16 protein-coding genes and 1 pseudogene are annotated in these 17,049 nt (G+C 75.5%); 10 read left to right on the forward strand and 7 right to left on the reverse strand.

What is annotated here, in order from left to right; genetic code table 11:
• From IE330_RS06815 to IE330_RS06835, 5 genes and pseudogenes are all read left to right on the forward strand, one after another.
• Nucleotides 1–229, forward strand: a pseudogene (locus tag IE330_RS06815) (hypothetical protein); the annotation flags it as partial.
• On the forward strand, nt 230–1,183 hold the full coding sequence (locus IE330_RS06820) for a glycosyltransferase family 2 protein (protein WP_190135034.1): 954 nt from the start codon (nt 230–232) through the stop codon (nt 1,181–1,183).
• Complete coding sequence (locus tag IE330_RS06825; protein ID WP_190134951.1) at nt 1,180–2,388, forward strand: polysaccharide pyruvyl transferase family protein; 1,209 nt, start codon at nt 1,180–1,182, stop codon at nt 2,386–2,388. The genes IE330_RS06820 and IE330_RS06825 overlap by 4 nt, the downstream gene beginning before the upstream one ends.
• Entirely contained in the window at nt 2,385–2,957 is a 573-nt protein-coding gene (locus IE330_RS06830) for a dTDP-4-dehydrorhamnose 3,5-epimerase family protein (protein WP_190134952.1), read from the forward strand. Before IE330_RS06825 ends, IE330_RS06830 begins: the two co-directional genes overlap by 4 nt.
• Before the next feature lie 79 nt (nt 2,958–3,036).
• Complete coding sequence (locus tag IE330_RS06835) at nt 3,037–4,395, forward strand: glutamate-1-semialdehyde 2,1-aminomutase (protein WP_190135035.1); 1,359 nt, start codon at nt 3,037–3,039, stop codon at nt 4,393–4,395.
• Nucleotides 4,396–4,402: 7 nt separating this feature from the next.
• Here IE330_RS06835 and IE330_RS06840 read toward each other — a convergent pair whose 3' ends face one another.
• The 4 genes from IE330_RS06840 to IE330_RS06855 all read right to left on the reverse strand — a co-directional run bounded on the left by IE330_RS06840 (nt 4,403) and on the right by IE330_RS06855 (nt 10,630).
• Nucleotides 4,403–5,077, reverse strand: a complete 675-nt coding sequence (locus IE330_RS06840) for a phosphatase PAP2 family protein (RefSeq protein WP_190134953.1) — start codon at nt 5,075–5,077, stop codon at nt 4,403–4,405.
• A 455-nt stretch (nt 5,078–5,532) separates the two neighbouring features.
• Entirely contained in the window at nt 5,533–7,230 is a 1,698-nt protein-coding gene (locus IE330_RS06845) for an FG-GAP-like repeat-containing protein (RefSeq protein ID WP_190134954.1), read from the reverse strand.
• A 383-nt stretch (nt 7,231–7,613) separates the two neighbouring features.
• Nucleotides 7,614–8,816, reverse strand: a complete 1,203-nt coding sequence (locus IE330_RS06850; RefSeq protein ID WP_190134955.1) for a M24 family metallopeptidase — start codon at nt 8,814–8,816, stop codon at nt 7,614–7,616.
• Nucleotides 8,817–9,004: 188 nt separating this feature from the next.
• Entirely contained in the window at nt 9,005–10,630 is a 1,626-nt protein-coding gene (locus IE330_RS06855; protein WP_190134956.1) for an alpha/beta hydrolase, read from the reverse strand.
• A 150-nt stretch (nt 10,631–10,780) separates the two neighbouring features.
• On the opposite strand from IE330_RS06855, the gene IE330_RS06860 reads away from it, so the two are divergent.
• The 3 genes from IE330_RS06860 to IE330_RS06870 all read left to right on the forward strand — a co-directional run bounded on the left by IE330_RS06860 (nt 10,781) and on the right by IE330_RS06870 (nt 12,786).
• Nucleotides 10,781–11,707, forward strand: coding sequence for a helix-turn-helix domain-containing protein (locus IE330_RS06860; protein ID WP_229925446.1), 927 nt, complete (start codon nt 10,781–10,783; stop codon nt 11,705–11,707).
• Nucleotides 11,708–11,888: 181 nt separating this feature from the next.
• On the forward strand, nt 11,889–12,311 hold the full coding sequence (locus IE330_RS06865) for an Hsp20/alpha crystallin family protein (RefSeq protein ID WP_190134958.1): 423 nt from the start codon (nt 11,889–11,891) through the stop codon (nt 12,309–12,311).
• Nucleotides 12,312–12,387: 76 nt separating this feature from the next.
• Complete coding sequence (locus tag IE330_RS06870) at nt 12,388–12,786, forward strand: DUF2267 domain-containing protein (protein WP_190134959.1); 399 nt, start codon at nt 12,388–12,390, stop codon at nt 12,784–12,786.
• Nucleotides 12,787–12,835: 49 nt separating this feature from the next.
• Here the strand turns inward: IE330_RS06870 and IE330_RS06875 are convergent, their stop codons facing one another.
• On the reverse strand, nt 12,836–13,294 hold the full coding sequence (locus IE330_RS06875) for a nuclear transport factor 2 family protein (protein ID WP_190134960.1): 459 nt from the start codon (nt 13,292–13,294) through the stop codon (nt 12,836–12,838).
• 205 nt (nt 13,295–13,499) lie between these two features.
• Here IE330_RS06875 and IE330_RS06880 point away from each other — a divergent pair, with 205 nt between their 5' ends.
• The gene (locus IE330_RS06880) at nt 13,500–14,084 is read left to right on the forward strand and encodes a TetR/AcrR family transcriptional regulator (protein ID WP_190134961.1); all 585 of its coding nucleotides are present in this window, start codon (nt 13,500–13,502) and stop codon (nt 14,082–14,084) included.
• A gap of 40 nt (nt 14,085–14,124) precedes the next feature.
• On the opposite strand, the gene IE330_RS06885 is transcribed toward IE330_RS06880, so the two are convergent.
• Together IE330_RS06885 and IE330_RS06890 are read right to left on the reverse strand one after the other, a co-directional pair.
• Nucleotides 14,125–14,982 carry a ketose-bisphosphate aldolase gene (locus tag IE330_RS06885; protein WP_190134962.1) on the reverse strand — a complete coding sequence of 286 codons (858 nt, stop codon included), beginning with the start codon at nt 14,980–14,982 and terminating at the stop codon, nt 14,125–14,127.
• A gap of 18 nt (nt 14,983–15,000) precedes the next feature.
• Entirely contained in the window at nt 15,001–15,885 is an 885-nt protein-coding gene (locus IE330_RS06890) for an SIS domain-containing protein (RefSeq protein ID WP_190134963.1), read from the reverse strand.
• A 254-nt stretch (nt 15,886–16,139) separates the two neighbouring features.
• Here IE330_RS06890 and IE330_RS06895 point away from each other — a divergent pair, with 254 nt between their 5' ends.
• Nucleotides 16,140–16,919 carry a DeoR/GlpR family DNA-binding transcription regulator gene (locus tag IE330_RS06895; protein ID WP_190134964.1) on the forward strand — a complete coding sequence of 260 codons (780 nt, stop codon included), beginning with the start codon at nt 16,140–16,142 and terminating at the stop codon, nt 16,917–16,919.
• Nucleotides 16,920–17,049: the final 130 nt, after the last annotated feature.

Raw genomic sequence — 17,049 nt, forward strand, 5'->3', positions numbered from 1 at the left:
CGGGCTGCGCGCGCTCGGCGCGGCCCGGCGCAGCCTGCGCAGCCAGCTCTTCGCCTCCGCCTGCTACGTCGGCGGCGGGCTCGGCGGCGAGGCCCTCGCCGGCACCGCCGGCTCGGCCTGGGGCGTCGCCGCCGCGACCGCCTGCGGCTCCGCCGTGTGGTGGCTGCACCTGCGGTCGGCCCTGCGCGAGCACCACCAGAACACCCTTCCCGAAGTGAGGACGTCATGACTGCCCCCCCGGAGAGATCCACGGCTGAGCATCGGCCTGCCCGTGTACAACGGCGAGGAGTACCTCGCGGAGTCGCTCGACGCCCTGCTCGGCCAGACGTACGAGGACTTCGAGCTGGTCATCACCGACAACGCCTCGACCGACGGCACGCAGGACATCTGCCGCGCGTACGCCGCGCGGGACTCACGCATCCGCTACCTCCGGCTGCCCCGCAACATCGGTGCCGCGCCGAACCACAACTACGTGTTCACCCGGTGCCGCGGCGAGCTGTTCAAGTGGGCCTCGCACGACGACCTGTACGCCAGGGACCTGCTGCGGCGCTGCGTGGAGGCGCTGGACGAACATCCCGACGTGATCCTCGCGCACGCCGACCAGGCGGTCGTCGACGGCGACGGCAAGGTGAAGGTGCCCTACGCGTACACGCTCGCCACCGACTCGCCGCGCGCGCCGGAGCGCTTCCGCAGCCTGCTCTTCGAGCCCGGCGGCGACGACTTCTACGGGGTGATGCGGGCCGACGTGCTGCGCCGGGTGAAGCCGCACGACAGCTACCACCACGCGGACCGTACGTTCGTCGCCGAGATCGCCCTGCACGGGCGCTTCCACCAGGTGCCGGAGCTGCTGTACTTCCGCCGCGACCACCCGACCCGCGCCGAGCGGGCGAACCCCTGCAAGCGGTCCCGGTGCGTCAACCTGGACCCGCGCCGGGCGGGCCCGCTGCACCCGACGCCCCGGCTCCTCGCCGAGTACGTCTGGGGCTTCGTCGCGGCGATCCGGCGGGCGCCGCTGTCCTCGGCCGACCGGCGTGCGTGCTACCGCCACCTGGCCGTGTGGCTGGCCAGCCGGACCAGGCCGGGCGCCGGTGAGCGGGTCGAGGACCGCGCCCCGGTCGACCCGGACCGGCTCACCGTCTCCGTCGACGCGCTCGTGGCCGGGCGCGCGGAGCGGCAGGGGTGACCGCCGCCCGCGTCGGGGTGTTCGGCCTGCTCGGCTCCGGCAACCTCGGCAACGACGGCTCGCTCGAAGCCGTGCTCGGCCATCTGCGCGCCGCGCACCCGGAGGCGGTCGTGGACGCGCTGTGCGGCGGCCCGGAGACCGTCACGGCCCGGTACGGGATCCCCGCGACCCGGCTGCACTGGTACCGCGGGGAGTACCGGACCGCGTCCCGTGCGGGCGCGGTCGCGGGCAAGGGCCTCGGCAAACTCGTCGACGTCGTCCGCACCGCCGCCTGGGTGCGCCGGCACGACGTGGTGATCGTCCCCGGCATGGGCGTCCTGGAGGCCACGCTGCCGCTGCGGCCCTGGGGCTTCCCGTACGCGCTGTTCCTGCTCTGCGCGGGCGGCCGGCTGTTCGGCACCAGGGTCGCGCTGGTCGGCGTCGGCGCGGACACGATCCGCGACCGGCCGACCCGCGCCCTGGTGCGCCGGGCGGCGAAGCTGGCCGCGTACCGGTCCTACCGGGACACCCTGTCCCGCGACGCGATGCGGGCCATGGGCGTGGACACCACGCGCGACGAGGTCTACCCGGACCTCGCCTTCGCCCTGCCGACGCCGCCCGCGGCCCCTGCCCCGGGCACGGTCTGCGTCGGTGTCATGGACTTCCACGGGAGCAACGACGACCGGGGCAGGGCCGACGAGATCCACCGCCGCTACCTCGACGGGACGACCCGGTTCGTGCGGGCGCTGGCCGCGGAGGGCCGGCGGGTCCGGCTGCTGACCGGCGACCGGTGCGACGCGCCGGTGGTCGCCGCGATCCTCGACGCGGTCGGCTCGCCGCTGGTCACCGCCGCCGAGGCCGCCTCGCTGACCGACCTCATGCGGGAGGCGGCGGCCGCCGACGCCGTGGTGGCCACCCGGTACCACAACCTCGTCTGCGCGCTGAAGGCCGGTACGCCGACGCTCGCCCTCAGCTACGCGGCCAAGAGCGACGCGCTCATGGAGCGCATGGGCCTCGGCGCGTACCGCCACCCGGCCCGCGAGGTCGACGCCGACCGGCTGCTGGCCCAGTTCCGCGCCCTGGAGCGGGAGTCGGCGGAGCTGCGGCGGATCCTCGCCGAGCGGAACCGGGCCGCCGCCCGGCGCCTGGAGGAGCAGTTCACCGCCCTGACCACGGCCCTGTTCCCGGGCGCCGACCACACCCACGTCCTGAGGGAGGCCTCATGAAGGCGACCGAGGTCCCGGCGATCGCCGGGGCGTACCTGTTCGAGCCGACGCCCCACGCCGACGAGCGCGGCTTCTTCTGCCGCACCTTCGACGCCGACGTGGTCCGCTCGGTGGGCCTCGACCCGGGCGCCTTCCTCCAGGACAGCGTGTCCCGCTCGGCCCGGGGCGTGGTGCGCGGCCTGCACCTGCGCTCCGGCGCGGGCGAGGCCAAGCTGGTGCGGTGCTCGTACGGCAGGATCTTCGACATCGTCGTGGACCTGCGCCCCAACTCGCCGACCTACCGCGAGCGGGCCTTCTTCGAGCTGTCCGGCGACACCCAGGCGACCGTGTACGTCCCGGCGGGGTGCGCGCACGGCTTCCAGGCGCTGACCGGGTCCGCCGACACCTCGTACCGGATCGACCGCCCGCACGATCCGGCCGAGGACGTGACGATCGCCTTCGACGACCCGGAGCTCGCCATTCCGTGGCCGCTGCCGGTCACCCTCATGTCCCGGCGGGACCGGGAGGCGCCGGGCCTCGCCGAGGTCCTGAAGGTCTTGGAGCACGGCGAGAAGCACGGAGAGAAGTGAGGCCCGCGTGGACACCCACCGCCCCGTACAGACCCACCGCCCCGTAGGCCGGGACCCTCATCACACCGAGCGCGCCGAGGTGAACGCGGGGCCCGCCGAGCCGGAACCGGAGGCGCGGCCCGAGGAGTTCGACCTGCCCCGGTCGCGGCGGGCGAACGAGCGGCTGCACGCGCTGGTCCCCGGGGGCGCGCACACCTACGCCAAGGGCGACGACCAGTACCCCGAGGGCCTGGCCCCGGTCATCAGCCACGGCCGCGGCGCCCACGTGTGGGACGTCGACGGCAACCGCTACGTCGAGTACGGCTCCGGGCTGCGGTCGGTCAGCCTCGGCCACGCCCACCCGCGCGTGACGGAGGCGGTGCGGCGGGAGCTCGACCGCGGCAGCAACTTCGTCCGCCCGTCCGTCCTGGAGGTCGAGGCCGCCGAGCGCTTCCTGGCCACGGTGCCGACCGCCGAGATGGTGAAGTTCGCGAAGAACGGCTCCGACGCCACCACCGCCGCGGTGCGCCTCGCCCGCGCCGCCACCGGGCGGCCGCGGGTGGCCCTCTGCGCGGACCACCCGTTCTTCTCCGTCGACGACTGGTTCATCGGCACCACGCCGATGTCCGCGGGCGTCCCTGCGGCGACCACCGATCTCACCGTGGCCTTTCCCTACGGGGACCTGGCCGCCACGGAGGAGATGCTCGCCCGCCACCGGGACGGGATCGCCTGCCTGATCCTGGAACCCGCCACCCACACCGAGCCCCCGCCCGGCTACCTGGCGGGCCTGCGCGAGCTGGCCGACCGGTACGGCTGCGTCCTGGTCTTCGACGAGATGATCACCGGCTTCCGCTGGTCCGAGGCGGGCGCGCAGGGCCTGTACGGCGTCGTCCCCGACCTCTCCACGTTCGGCAAGGCCCTCGGCAACGGCTTCGCCGTCTCCGCCCTCGCCGGGCGCCGCGCGCTGATGGAGCGGGGCGGGCTTCGCCACTCCGGCGACCGGGTGTTCCTGCTGTCCACCACGCACGGCGCGGAGACGCACTCCCTGGCCGCCGCGATGGCCGTGCAGACCACCTACGTCGAGGAGGGCGTCACCGCCCGTCTGCACGCCCTGGGCGAGCGGTTGGCCGCCGGTGTCCGCGAGGCCGCGGCGAGCGCGGGCGTCGGCGACCACGTCGTCGTCCGGGGCCGGGCCAGCAACCTGGTGTTCGCCACCCTCGACGAGGGCGGGCGGCCGTCGCAGGAGTACCGCACCCTGTTCCTGCGCCGGCTCCTCGCGGGCGGGGTGCTCGCGCCGTCGTTCGTGGTGAGCGCCGCGCTGAGCGACGCCGACATCGCGCACACCGTCGACGTGGTGGCCCAGGCGTGCGCGGTGTACCGCAAGGCGCTGGACGCCGGTGACCCCACGCCCTGGCTGGGCGGGCGACCGGTGCAGCCGGTCTTCCGCCGCCGGGCGTGACGGCACGTCAGCGCGGCGCCCCCCGGCCGGTGCCGGGCGTCCGGGTGGCCGCTCGGTCGACCAGCCACGCGGTCGCCGGTACCACCGCCAGCGCGGCGCACCAGCCGCCGAGGACGTCGGTCGGGTAGTGCGCGCCCAGGGCGACCTGCGCCCACCCCATGGCGACCCCGGCCGCCGATGCCGCGGCGAGCACCAGCGCCGCCCCGGCCGCCCTGCCGACGCCGGGCCGGCCGGCCGCGAGCAGCGCCACCACGAGGGCGAGCGCGGTGAGGAAGGCGGTGTGGCCGCTCGGGTAGGACAGGTTGCCTTCGCCGTGGATGGTGCGCCCCACCAGCGGCTTGAGCAGCGTCACCGCCGCCACGGCCGCGCCGGGGGCGGCCACGGCGAACACCGCCGCGCGGGGCCGCCGCAGCAGCAGGCAGCCCGTCACGGCGGCCACGACCAGCGTCGCCGCTCCGGCGGGCTCGCCCAGGAAGTCCGTGGCCAGGGCGACGCGCCGCCACGGCGGCCGCACGCTGTCGGCCGTCGGGTCGACGAACCACCGGTCCACCGTGCCGGGCTCGCCGTGGCCGGCGTACAGGACACCGATCACGACGACCGCCAGCGCGGCGAGCACCGCCACCAGGCCCAGCCAGGCGCGCAGCGGGGGCGGCAGCACCGCGGCCTCTGACCGGCCGCTCACCGGCCCACCGCGCCCGTCCGCCCCACGTCGGCCCGCCGCGACCGGCGGGCGGCTCCGGCTCTCCGGCCCCGGGCTGTCCGGCTCCTGGCCCTCCGGTCCCTGACTCTCCGGTCCCTCGCTCTCCGGCTCCTGGCTTCGCGGCCCCTGGCTCTCCGGCTGTCGGCTCCCCGGCTCCCGACTTCGCGGGCCCTGACTTCGCCGCCGATCCTGGCTCCGTACGATCCGGTGGGGTCGCGCCCCAGCGGCCGTCCACGCCCCGGTCCCCACACCCAGCCCCCGTCGCCTCCGGCACGGCTCACACGGCCCCGCATCACACGGCCCCACACGCACAACCCGGCCCCCGCGCACGGGCCGGGGCCACCGGGACCGGCCCTCCGCCCGTCACCCTAGCCAACGCCCCGCCGCGGCACACCGCCACCGGGCAACCGCCGTACGCGGGGCGGGCGTTCGCGCGGTCAGGTGGTGGGCAGCTTCACGTGGTCGCCGTACCAGGAGCCCGGGGGCCGTTCCCAGGACCTCAGCGGGGCGTGGAGGCCGCCCTCGGGCTTGCCGAGCAGGGTGAGGAGCGCCGCCACGCCGTCGTTCTCGCCCTTGAAGAGGGCGATGTCCTGGCGGCCGTCCCCGTTGTAGTCGCCGGAGACGGCGTGGCTGTGCCGGAAGGTCCAGGTGCCCTGGGGCGACTTCCACGCCACGGTCGGGACCTCGAAGCCGCCCTGCCCGGTCGGTGCGAAGCGCCACAGGGAGACCGACCCGTCGGGGTAGCCGTAGAGCGCGCCCAGTTCGTCGCGGCCGTCGCCGTCGTAGTCGCCCGCCGTGAGCTTCGTCTGGCTGCCCCACCAGTTGCCCGGCGGGCGGGACCAGGAGGTGACCGGGGCGGAGAAGCCGTCGCCCGCCGTGCCGAGCAGCGTGGAGAACGTCACCGCGCCGTCGCGGGTGCCCTGGAAGAGCAGGACGTCGGACCGGCCGTCGCCGTCGTAGTCGCCCGAGACGAAGTGGCTCTCGTCGAAGTGCCACGTGCCCGGCGGTGCGCTCCACCGGACGGTCGGCGTCCCGAAGCCGCCCTGTGCGGTGGTCTCGAAGCGCCACAGGGACACCGAGCCGTCGGAGTAGCCGTAGAACGCGGCCAGTTCGTCGCGGCCGTCGCCGTCGTAGTCCCCCGCCGTGAGCTTCGTCCGGCTGCCCCACCAGTTGCCCGGCGGGCGTTCCCAGGACTTCACCGGCGCCGCGTACCCGCCGTCCTTCGTGCCCAGGAGGGTGAGCAGCGCGGCGCTGCCGTCCGGGGCGCCCTTGAAGAGCACGGCGTCGCGGTGGCCGTCCCCGTTGAAGTCGCCCGCGGTGAAGCCGCTCTCGTCGGCGTGCCAGGTCCCCGGGGCCGAGCTGTACGGGGTGCTGGGCACCTCGAAGCCGCCGGCCTGGTTCGTCGGGAACCTGAAGAGCACCGTCCCCCGGTCGTCGTACGCGTACAGGGCGCTCAGGTCGTCCCACCGGATCTCGTTGCCGACGCGGTCGGGGCGCTGCTGGAAGGCGATGCCCTTCTGCTGCGCACAGGCGGCCAGGACGATCGGGGCGCCGCTGCGGGTGGCGGAGTTCTCCACTTCCAGACAGGGGGTCGCCGGCGCCAGGGTGGTGCGGATCCAGGCGTACTCCTCCCTGCTGTCGAGCAGGAGGTCGACCCCGGGGTGACCGGCGCAGCCCCACTGCTCGACGCGCGGCCCCGCGGGCCTGCCGGGCACCGTCCGCGTCTCCACCGCCAGGCACTTGCCGCTGTGCGCGTTCACCAGCAGGACCGCGCCCCCGCCCGCGGAGGAGGCGCGCACCAGCCAGCGGGCGCCCGGCTGGCCCGCGCAGTCGGCCTGCCGTACGGGGGCTCCGTCGGCCGTGGAGGAGTCCGCGACCTCCACGCACCGTCCGGTGTGGGCGTTGAGGATGTTGACCGGCGTGTCGACACCCGCGGGACCGGCCGCGAGGACCCTCCCCCGGGGGCCGGCCGCCGTGGCCGGGCCCTTCGTGTCGGCCGCTGTGGCCAGGCCCGCCGTACCGATGGCCGTGATTGGACTCGCCGTACCGACGGCCGTGGCAGGACCCGCCGTACCGGCCGCCGCGCCGGACGGCGACAGGACGGCGAGCACCGGCAGCAAGCACAGGGCCAGCACGGCACACCGGCGCCGGGCGCGACCGGCCCTGAAGTCGGGGCCGGGGCCGGGGCCGGGCGCGAAGCTGCGTCCATGGCCGGGGCCGAAGTCAGGTGCGGAGTCGGAGCCGGGTCCGGAGCCGTTTCCGGAGCGGCCGGTCGTCCGTGTGCCCGCCGCCGTCGGCGTTCTTCGTCCTCCGCCACCCATGCCGCCCGCCCTCTCGCTCCGCTGCGTCCGCGCCCCGGGCGTCCCGGGCGTCCCGGTGCGCCCGCACACCTTGAGGGCCGACCCTGACACCGCTCACTGACGTGCCGCTGATACGACTCCGGCGGCACGGGACCGCGTTGCCCTGGCGGCCCGCCGTCCCGCCGTACGCGGTGCCGCCGGTGTCCGGCGGCGCCGGGTCAGCTCACCACCGTGAGCTCGTGCGGCAGGCGGTGCAGCACCTCGTGGCCGTCCTCCGTCACCACCACCAGGTCCTCGATCATGATGGCTCCGGTGTCGGAGGCGTACGCGGGCGTCTCGACCGCCAGGACCATCCCGGGCCGCAGCGGCCGGTCCTCCTCCGCGCTGAGGTACGGCGGCTCCTCGTGGAAGGTGTCGATGCCGACGGAGTGGCCGTAGTGGCCGCGGGTGAAGGACGGATAGCCGCCGGAGCGGATGTGCCGTTCGGCCGCGTGGAACACCTCCCGCGCCGGCGTACCGGGGCGCACGGCCGCGCACGCCTTCTCGTGCGCGCCGAGGAGGACGTCGTACAGGCGCCGCGCCGCGGGGCGGACGGTGCGGTAGGCGAAGGTCCGGCCGCCGTCGCCGCGGTAGCCGTCCACGGTGACGCCGCAGTCGAATTTGATCAGGCTGCCGTCCGAGAGACCGGCTCCGCCCCCGGTGTCCGGGCCGATCGCGGGCAGGACCCACGCGTCCGTGCAGCCCGCGTAACGCGCGTCGGCCACGGCCGCGTCGAGCACACCCTGCCGGTACCGCAGGCCCATGTCGCCCGCGGTGAGGCCCGGGCGCAGGTCCGCGACGGCGTGCCGCATGCCCGCCTCGGACAGCTCCGTGGCCCGCCGCAGCCGCTCGATCTCGAAGTCGTACTTCACGCTGCGCAGCTCGTAGAGGTCGTCCGTCATGTCCGCCCAGGTCACGTCGGCGGCGAAGGCGGCGACGCGGCGCACGGTGTCGTGCAGGACGTGGCGCAGGTCCGTGCCGATCCGGCCCGCCAGCAGGCCGCGGTCGGCGAGCACGGAGCGCAGGACCGCGTCCTGCTCGGCGGTGTCGTACAGCGCCGGGCGGCCGCCGGGGGCCGCGGGACGGGTGAGGTCGGCCGCGTCGCGCAGCTCGGCCCACCCCCGGAACGCCCTGACGTCCGCGAAGCCCGAGTCCTCGCGGGCCCGCGCCGCTTCGAAGTCGCTGACCACCAGCGCCGGCAACTGCGCGGGGTCGGCCGGCACGACGGCGAGGACGGTGCCCAGCATCCGCCACCACTCCATCAGGAAGAAGCTGGGGAAGCCGGTCACGTAGAAGACGTTCGACGGCGTGTAGGCGAGGTAGGCGTCCAGGCCCCGGTCCCGCAGCCGGGCACGGATGGCGTCGATGATCTGGGTGCGCATGCGTCGTCCTGGGGGTGGCGGTGCGACGGCCGCGCGAGCGGCTGCCGATGGTGCGCCCACCGTGCTGCACCTTGGGCGATATGTCCACTATCGCGGCCTTGTTCCGCTGCCGCCGCTGCCCCGGGCGCGGCGGCAGGGACGGCGTCCCCGCGACCGCCGCGCCCCACCGCCCGGCCCCGGCCCGCGCGTCAACCGGTCGGGCGCGTCAACCGCTCAGGCGGTCGGACGGGTTGCCCGGTCAGGTGCGCCACGACCATACGCATCGCCCGGCGCAGGGCCGGGCGGGTCTCCTCGGGCGCGTCGAGGGTCTCGAAGCCGTGGTGCCCGTTCGGGACGTCGACCAGGTCCAGGCGTGCTCCGCAGTCCTTGGCCGCGGCCACGAACGCCTCGACGGTGGCGGCGATCTCGGGTGTCTCCCGCCCCGCGCGCAGCAGGACCAGGGGCAGGGCGCCCGCCCGCGCGACCGCCCGCACCGGGTTGAACCGGCTGTCGGCCATGCCCCAGTTGGGCAGGGGCTCCAGGATCGGGTAGGAGGCGGCCAGGCAGCGCAGCCAGGGCGGGGGCTCCGCCAGCCAGTGCGCGGCGAGCGGGCCGCCGCCGGAGAAGAACCACAGGGCGACGCGGTCGGCGTCCACCCGCGGGTCGGCCCGCACCCGCTCCACCGCGGCGGCGACGTCGGCGGCGGCGCGCTCGTAGTCCCCGATGTCGTGCAGCCGGTGGTCGAGGGTCGCGCCGACCACGCCCTCGGCGGCCGCCAGCCGGGCGTACCCCACCAGGGTCGGCCACTCGCGCGGCGTCGGCCGGGCCCCGGCGGGCACCGGGCCGCCGTGCACGACGACCACGGCCGGGCGCGGGCCCTCGGCATCGGGCACGTACAGGTCGACGTCTCCCCTGCGGTCCCGGGGCAGGGCGGGGACGTCGAGCGGGAACGGGCGCAGATGGGCGGGCGGCGTCCCGGCGGCTCCGGCCGGGCGCAGGCGGCGCCCCTCGCCGGCCGCGGCCCGCAGCAGGACGTCGGCCAGGTCGGCGGGGCGGGACAGCATCGGCCAGTGCCCGGTGGGCAGTTCGAAGAAGGTGACCCGCGGGTCGGCCAGGGCCGCCGCCATCGGGGCGCCCAGGTCGACAAGCCGCTGCACCAGGTCCACGCCGACGCCGTTGCGGGTGCACAGCACCCCGGTGGTGGGCACCGCGGCGGCCGCTCCGGTGAGCCGCAGCGGCTGGAGCAGGGTGTCCAGCGGCTGCGGTGCGGCCAGGGCCGTGAGCCGGTCGAGCGCCGCGCCGGGGACGTCGGCGGTACTGCCCCAGCGCTGCCACCCGTCCCGGCCCGGCGGCGCCAACGCGCCGCCGCGCTCACCGGCTTCGGCCCGCTCGGCCAGCTCCGCGCGCAGTGCCTGGTCCGGTACGGCCGCCAGGGCCGGGACGCCGTTCTGCGGCATCCCGCAGTCGAGGTACACGACGCGCGCGACGCGCCCCGGCCGCCGGTCGGCGGCGGCGAGCGCCGGGTGGATGCCGTAGTCGTGACCGACGAGCACGATGTCCCGCCCGGACGCCGCCGCACCATCCACCGCATCCTCGGGGCCCACCGGGTCCACCGGGCCCACCGGGCCCACCTGGTCCACCGCGTCGATCACCGCGAGCACGTCCGCGATGTGCGTCTCCAGGCCGACCGGTCCCGACGCGGCGGGCCGGTCAGCGTCGAGCCCGGTGAGCGGGACCGGGCGCGCCTCGGCGCCCGCCGCGGTCAGCCGCTCGGCGGTCTCCCGCCACACATGGGCGCCGGTGAACACGCCCGCCACCATGATGAAAACGGTCATGGCCTTCTCCTCCGGTTCGTCACCCGGCGTCACGCCGGTCGCGTACGCCGTGCTCGGCGGACCGGGGCGTACGCCCGGCCCGCGTGCGCCGGTACCGTAGGAACTCCCCTGGCGGGAGGTTCAAGGGAGGTTCCGCTGTCGTCGCCCGAGGTGCTCTGGAGCATCGGTGAACTCGCCGAACGCGCGGGTGCCACCGTGAAGACCGTCCGCTTCTACTCCGACCGGGGCCTGCTGCCCGCGGCCTCCCGCAGCGGCGGCGGGCACCGCAGGTACGGCCCCGAGGCGCTGGAGCGGCTGCGGCTGATCCGCTCCCTGCGCACCCTCGGCCTGCCGCTGCCCGGGATAGGCCGGGTCCTCGACGACGAGGGCGCGGCGGGCCGGGTCCTCGAGGACGCCGTCGCGGACCGCCTGCGCGAACTGGGCGCCGAGCTGCGGGCGTTGCGCTGGCGCGAGGCGGCGCTGCGGCTGGTGCGGGAGTGCCCGCCCGGGGAGCAGGCGGACCTGTTGCGGCTGATCGGCGCGGTGAGCATCCCGCCGAACACGGCGCCGCTGGCCCGGTTCTGGCGTGCCTGGCTGCCACCGCTGATGCCGGCCCGGGCGCTGTCGGCGTTCCTGGAGTTGGCCGTTCCGCAGCCGCCGGACGAGCCGGAGCCGGCGCAGGTGCTGGCCTTCGCCCGGCTGCACGCCATGACGACGGCCCCCTGCCCGGACGGCCGCCGCCCGCAGCCCGAGGTGCACCGCGCGGCCGGGGCCCGCGAGGTGGCCGCGCTGTACGCGGGCCTCGCCGAGGCGTACGAGCTCGCGGGCCCGCTGCTGCGCCGGGCGCGGGACCCGTACCCGGGCGAGGCGCTGGACGCGTACGTGGCGGCGTACGCGGGCGCGTACGGCAGCCGGGACACCCGCGGGTTCCGCCGCCTGCTGGCCGCGCGGCTCGCGGCCGAGCCCCGCCTGGACCGGTACTGGGAGCTGACGGCCGTGGTGCTCACCCCGCCGGGCGGCAGCCCGGTGCCCACCCCCGGCTCCACGGACGACTGGCTGCGCGCGGCGCTGGAGCGGGACAACGCGGGAGCGGCGTAGACGCCAGGCCGCGCAAACCCCGGAGTGGCGCAGATGCCAGGCCAGGCAACGCCCGAAGCAGCGCAGATGCCGTGCCACGCACCCAAGTTGCGCCGCCTCTTGTCAATTTTCCTCCCCGGCGTTATATAAGAAAGCGAGGTTGACGCATCCCGGCATCCCGATGCGAAGGGAGTGGTGAACGATGCTGATGCGTACGGACCCCTTCCGTGAGCTGGACCGCCTCACCCAGCAGCTCCTGGGCACGCACACCCGGCCGGTGGCCATGCCGCTGGACGCCTTCCGCGACGGCGACACCTTCGTCGTCGAACTGGACCTCCCCGGCGTCGACCCCGAGTCGATCGACCTCGACGTCGCGCGCAACGTGCTGACCGTCAGGGCCGAACGCCGCCCCAGCGTGGGCGAGGGCGTGGACGTCGTGGTGGCCGAGCGGCCCACCGGAACCTTCAGCCGCCAGCTCTTCCTCGGCGAGACCCTGGACACCGAGCGCATCGACGCCTCCTACGACGCCGGCGTGCTGCGCCTGACCGTCCCGGTCGCCGAGCAGGCCAAGCCCCGCAAGATCTCGATCAGCGGCGGGGGCACCCGCAAGCAGATCAGCGGCTGACCGAGAGGTGGCCGGCGGGCGGGGCACGGCGCGCCGCCCGCCGGCCGAACGCCGCCACCGGACCGGAAGGACGCTCATGCGCATGAACTGGGACGCGTTCCTGGCAGCGGTCCGGGAGCGCGGCGAGTACCCCGCACGGGAGGAAGCCGAGCGGGCGGCCCGCGTCGTCCTCGGATTGCTGGGCGCGCACCTGGTGGGAGACGTACGGGCCGAGCTGGCCGCCCGGCTGCCCGACACCTTGGCCCTGGTGCTGCTCAACCCGCTCCAGGCCCACGAACCGCTGTCGCCCGAGCGGTTCGTGCGCGCCACGTCGGCCTGGATCGAAGGCGCCTCCGAACGGACGGCGACGTGGGACGTCGGCGCCGTGCTCAGCGTCGTGTCGGACCTCGCGGGCGAGGAGCTGATGAACCGCATCCTGCTCCAGCTCCCACCCGGCTACGACCTCCTCTTCGGCACCCCGCAGCGCCCCGGATGAGCGGCCCCGCGCCGGTGGCTCCCCCTGCCCGCGAGGCGGAAGCGGCCCCTCACCGCACCGGGAGCGGGCCTTCGCGTCCGGCGTCCGTCCGCGGACCGAAGAGGCGCCGCTCCGCCTCGGAGATCCGGAGGTCGTTGATGCTGGCCTCCCTGCGGCGCATCAGGCCGTCCTCGGCGAACTCCCACAGCTCGTTGCCGTAGGCGCGCCACCACTGTCCGCCCGCGTCGCGGAACTCGTACTGGAACCGTACGGCGATCCGGTCGCCGTGGAAGGCCCAGAGGTCCTTGCGGAGCGCGTAGTCCAGCTCCCGGTCCCACTTGTCGCGGAGGAAGGACACGATCGCGTCCCGGCCCGTGAGGAAGCGGTCGCGGTTGCGCCACACGGAGTCCTCGGTGTAGGCGAGCGCCACGCGTTCGGGGTCGCGGGTGTTCCAGGCGTCCTCGGCCGCCTGGACCTTGCGGAGTGCGGCCTCCTCGTCGAACGGCGGGAACGGGGGACGTGGTGCCATGTCCGGCTCCTTCTCTGGGCGTCGCGACCGGACCGTACGCGAGGGAGAATGATGATTCTCCGTCCGGTGTGCCCACCGTAGAGAATGATGGTTCTCCCCGGTAGGGGAAGTGGTGCGGATCACCCCGCCGGGACGGCGATACGCTGCGCTCGCTCCGCTCTTCGCTCATTCGCTCTTTGCTCTTCGCACCAGGAGGCCCCGGCCGATGGACAGCACGGTCGCCAGGGAACGCGCGCTGGACGCGGCCGAGCGGCTCTTCTACAGCCGCAGCGTGCACGCGGTCGGCATGGCCGACGTCCGCGACGCCTCGGGGGTCTCGCTCAAGCGCCTCTACCAGCTCTTCCCTGCGAAGGAGCAGCTCGTCGAGGCGTACCTGGAGCGGCGCGACAGGCGGTGGCGGCAGCGCCTGGCCGCGTACGCCGACCGGTACGCGGAGCCCGAGCGGCGGGTCGTCGCGGTGTTCGACTGGCTGGGCGAGTGGTTCGCCGAGCCGGAGTTCCACGGCTGCGCGTGGATCAACGCGTACGGGGAGCTGGGCGCCACGTCGGAGCTCGTCGCCCGGCAGGTCCGCCGCCACAAGGCGGCGTTCAAGGAGTACCTCACCGGGCTCGTGCGGGAGGCCGGCCTGGAGCGGGAGCTGGCCGAGGAGCTGTTCCTGCTCGCGGAGGGCGCGATGGTGACCGCGGGCATCACGCGCTCACCGGAACCGGCGGCGCACGCCCGCCGGGCCGCGGTGCGGGCGATCGAGGCCGGGCGGGCGTCGGCGCGGGCCGCGGCGGGCCGGGGGTGACCGGGCGGGCGCCGGGCCCGCCCGGCCGGGGGCGCCGGGGTCACGCGCCCGTGTCGAGCACCCCAATCAGGTGCGTGGCGGTGGTGGCCATGGCCTGGCGGCCCACGGTCAGATAGCTGCGCGTGTCCACCGCCTCCGGGTGGTCGGCGAGGTAGGCCCGGATCGCGTTGGTCATGGCGAGGTTGAGCGCCGTGCCGATGTTGACCTTGGCGATGCCGCCCGCGACGGCCCGGGCCAGTTCGTCGTCCGGGACGCCGGAGGAGCCGTGCAGCACGAGCGGGACCCGCAGCGCCCGGCGGAGGCGGGCGAGCAGGCCGTGGTCGAGACAGGCCGTCCGCGAGGTCATGGCGTGCACGCTGCCGATGGCGACGGCCAGCGCGTCGACGCCGGACTCGGCGGTGAACTCGCACGCCTCCAGCGGCCCGGTGCGCGCGCCGGGCGCGTGCGCGTCCAGCGGCGGCTTGCCGTCCTTCCCGCCGACCTGCCCCAGCTCCGCCTCCACCCAGAGGCCCTGGCTGTGCGCCCAGTCGGCGGCGGCCCGGGTCGCGATGAGGTTCTGCCGGTAGGGCAGGTGCGAGGCGTCGTACATCACGGAGCTGAACCCGGCGTCGGCCGCCTGCCGGAGCAGGGCGTCCTGGGTGACGTGGTCGAGGTGCAGGGCGACCGGCACGGCCGCGGCCTCCGCGAGGGCGACCGCGGCGCGGGCCAGGGGCAGGATGCGCCCGTAGCGGTACTTGACGGCGTTCTCGCTGACCTGGAGCACGACCGGGGAGGCGGCGGCCTCGGCCCCGGCGACCACGGCCTCCGCGTGCTCCAGCGTGATGATGTTGAAGGCCGCGACGGCGCGGCGCTTGGCGGCGGCCTCGGCGACGAGGACGCCGGTCTGTGCCAGCGGCATCAGGTTCCCCCGTCCCGGTCAGCGGGCGTCGAGGATGACGGAGCGGCGCAGATGGCGCGGCCGGTCGGGGTCGAGACCCCGCGCCGCGGCGACCGCGAGCGCCAGGCGCTGGACGCGCACGAGTTCGGCCAGCGGGTCGAGGGCGCCCTCGACCCACAGCGCGCCGGTCGCCCGGACCTCCTCGGCGAGCCCCTCCGGTGCCCGGCCGAACATCCAGGTCGCGGTCGTGTCGGTGGAGACGCTGATGGGCCCGTGCCGGTACTCCATGGCGGGGTACGCCTCGGTCCAGGACAGCGACGCCTCGCGCATCTTCAGCGCGGCCTCCTGGGCGAGCCCGGCGGTCCAGCCGCGGCCCAGGAAGGTGAACTGGGTGCACTCCACGAGCCCCGCGGGCAGCGGCTCGGCGAGCGCGGTCCTCGCGTCGGCGACGGCCTGGTCGGGGTGGAGGCCGAGGTGGGCGCGGAGCAGGGTCAGCGCCGTGGTGGCGAAGCGGGTCTGGACGACCGACTCCTCGTCGGCGAAGTCGAGCACCACGAGGTCGTCCACCACCTCCCGCACGGGGGTGCCCGGGTCCGCCGTGACCGCGGTGGTGCGGACCCGGCCGCGGAGCCCGGCCAGCAGGTCGAGCACCTCGGTCGTGGTGCCGGAGCGGGTGAGGGCGACGACCCGGTCGTAGCGGCGCGCCGGGGGGAACTCCGAGGCGGCGAAGGCGTCGGTCTCCCCGAGGCCCGCGCCCTCGCGGAGCGCGGCGACGGCCTGCGCCATGAAGAAGGAGGTCCCGCAGCCGACCACGGCGACGCGCTCGCCGCGGTCCGGCAGCGCGGCGCCGTGGCGCGCCGCGAGACCGGCGGCGCGGGTCCAGCACGCGGGCTGGCTGCTCAGTTCGTTCCCGGCATGGCTCATGACGGCTCCCACCCTGATGAGTCCTGACAAGTCCTGGCGATTACCGAGGGGTTCTCGGGGTTTCCGGGGTGATGCGGGGGTCCTGGCGGTTCCGGACAGGTTCCGGACAGGTTCCGGGGCACCACGGGGTCCGGTCCGGAGCCCCCGTGGTGCTCATTTCTGCAATATATGGCCGTGTTACGAGCACAATCAAGCACGCACGGGGTGGGCTAGGGTCGTCACGGACAGTGCGTGGGAACCGAGTGGAGGTGCGGATGTCGCGCGACGCCCGCTGGCAGGAGCTGCTCGAACTGCTCGTGGACCGGGGCCGCCTGGACGTCGAGGAGGCGGCGACGGCGCTCGGCGTCTCAACCGCGACCATCCGCCGCGACTTCGACCAGCTCGCCGAGCAGCAGATGCTGGTGCGCACCCGGGGCGGCGCGGTCGTCCACGGCGTCTCCTACGAGCTGCCGCTGCGCTACAAGACCGCTCGGCAGGCCTCCGAGAAGCAGCGGATCGCGAAGGCGGTGGCGGACCTGATCGCCCCGGGCGAGGTGCTCGGCCTGACCGGCGGCACGACCACCACGGAGGTTGCCCGGGCGCTCGCGGTGCGGACCGGACTGGCCGGCGGGTCCCCGGCCCTGACGATCGTCACCAACGCGCTGAACATCGCCAACGAGCTGGCCGTGCGGCCGCAGTTCAAGATCGTGGTCACCGGTGGGGTGGCCCGCCCGCAGTCGTACGAACTCACGGGCCCGCTCGCCGGCGGGGTGCTCGGCCAGATCTCGCTGGACGTGGCGGTGCTCGGGGTCGGCGCCTTCGACGTGGCGTACGGGGCGACCGCCCACGACGAGGACGAGGCGGCCGTCAACCGGCTGCTGTGCGAGCGGGCCACGCGGGTCGTGGTCGCGGCCGACGCGACGAAGCTCGGCCGGCGCGCGTTCGCGCGCATCTGCGCGGCGGAGCAGGTGGACACCCTGGTGACGGACACGGCCGTCACCGAGGAGACGGCCGCGCGGTTCACCGAGGCAGGGGTGTCGGTGCTGGCGGTCTGACGCCTCCGGCCCGACGGCCGGAGGGGTGCGCCGCGTACGGCCTGTCGAGACCCGTCGGGCCGGGGCTGTGCTCCGCGTCGAGCAGGCGCGGTGCGGCGCGTCGGGCCGGGGCGGTGCGCCGCGACCGGGC

Source organism: Streptomyces longispororuber, from assembly GCF_014656095.1.
In the GTDB taxonomy this organism is placed as follows: domain Bacteria; phylum Actinomycetota; class Actinomycetes; order Streptomycetales; family Streptomycetaceae; genus Streptomyces; species Streptomyces longispororuber.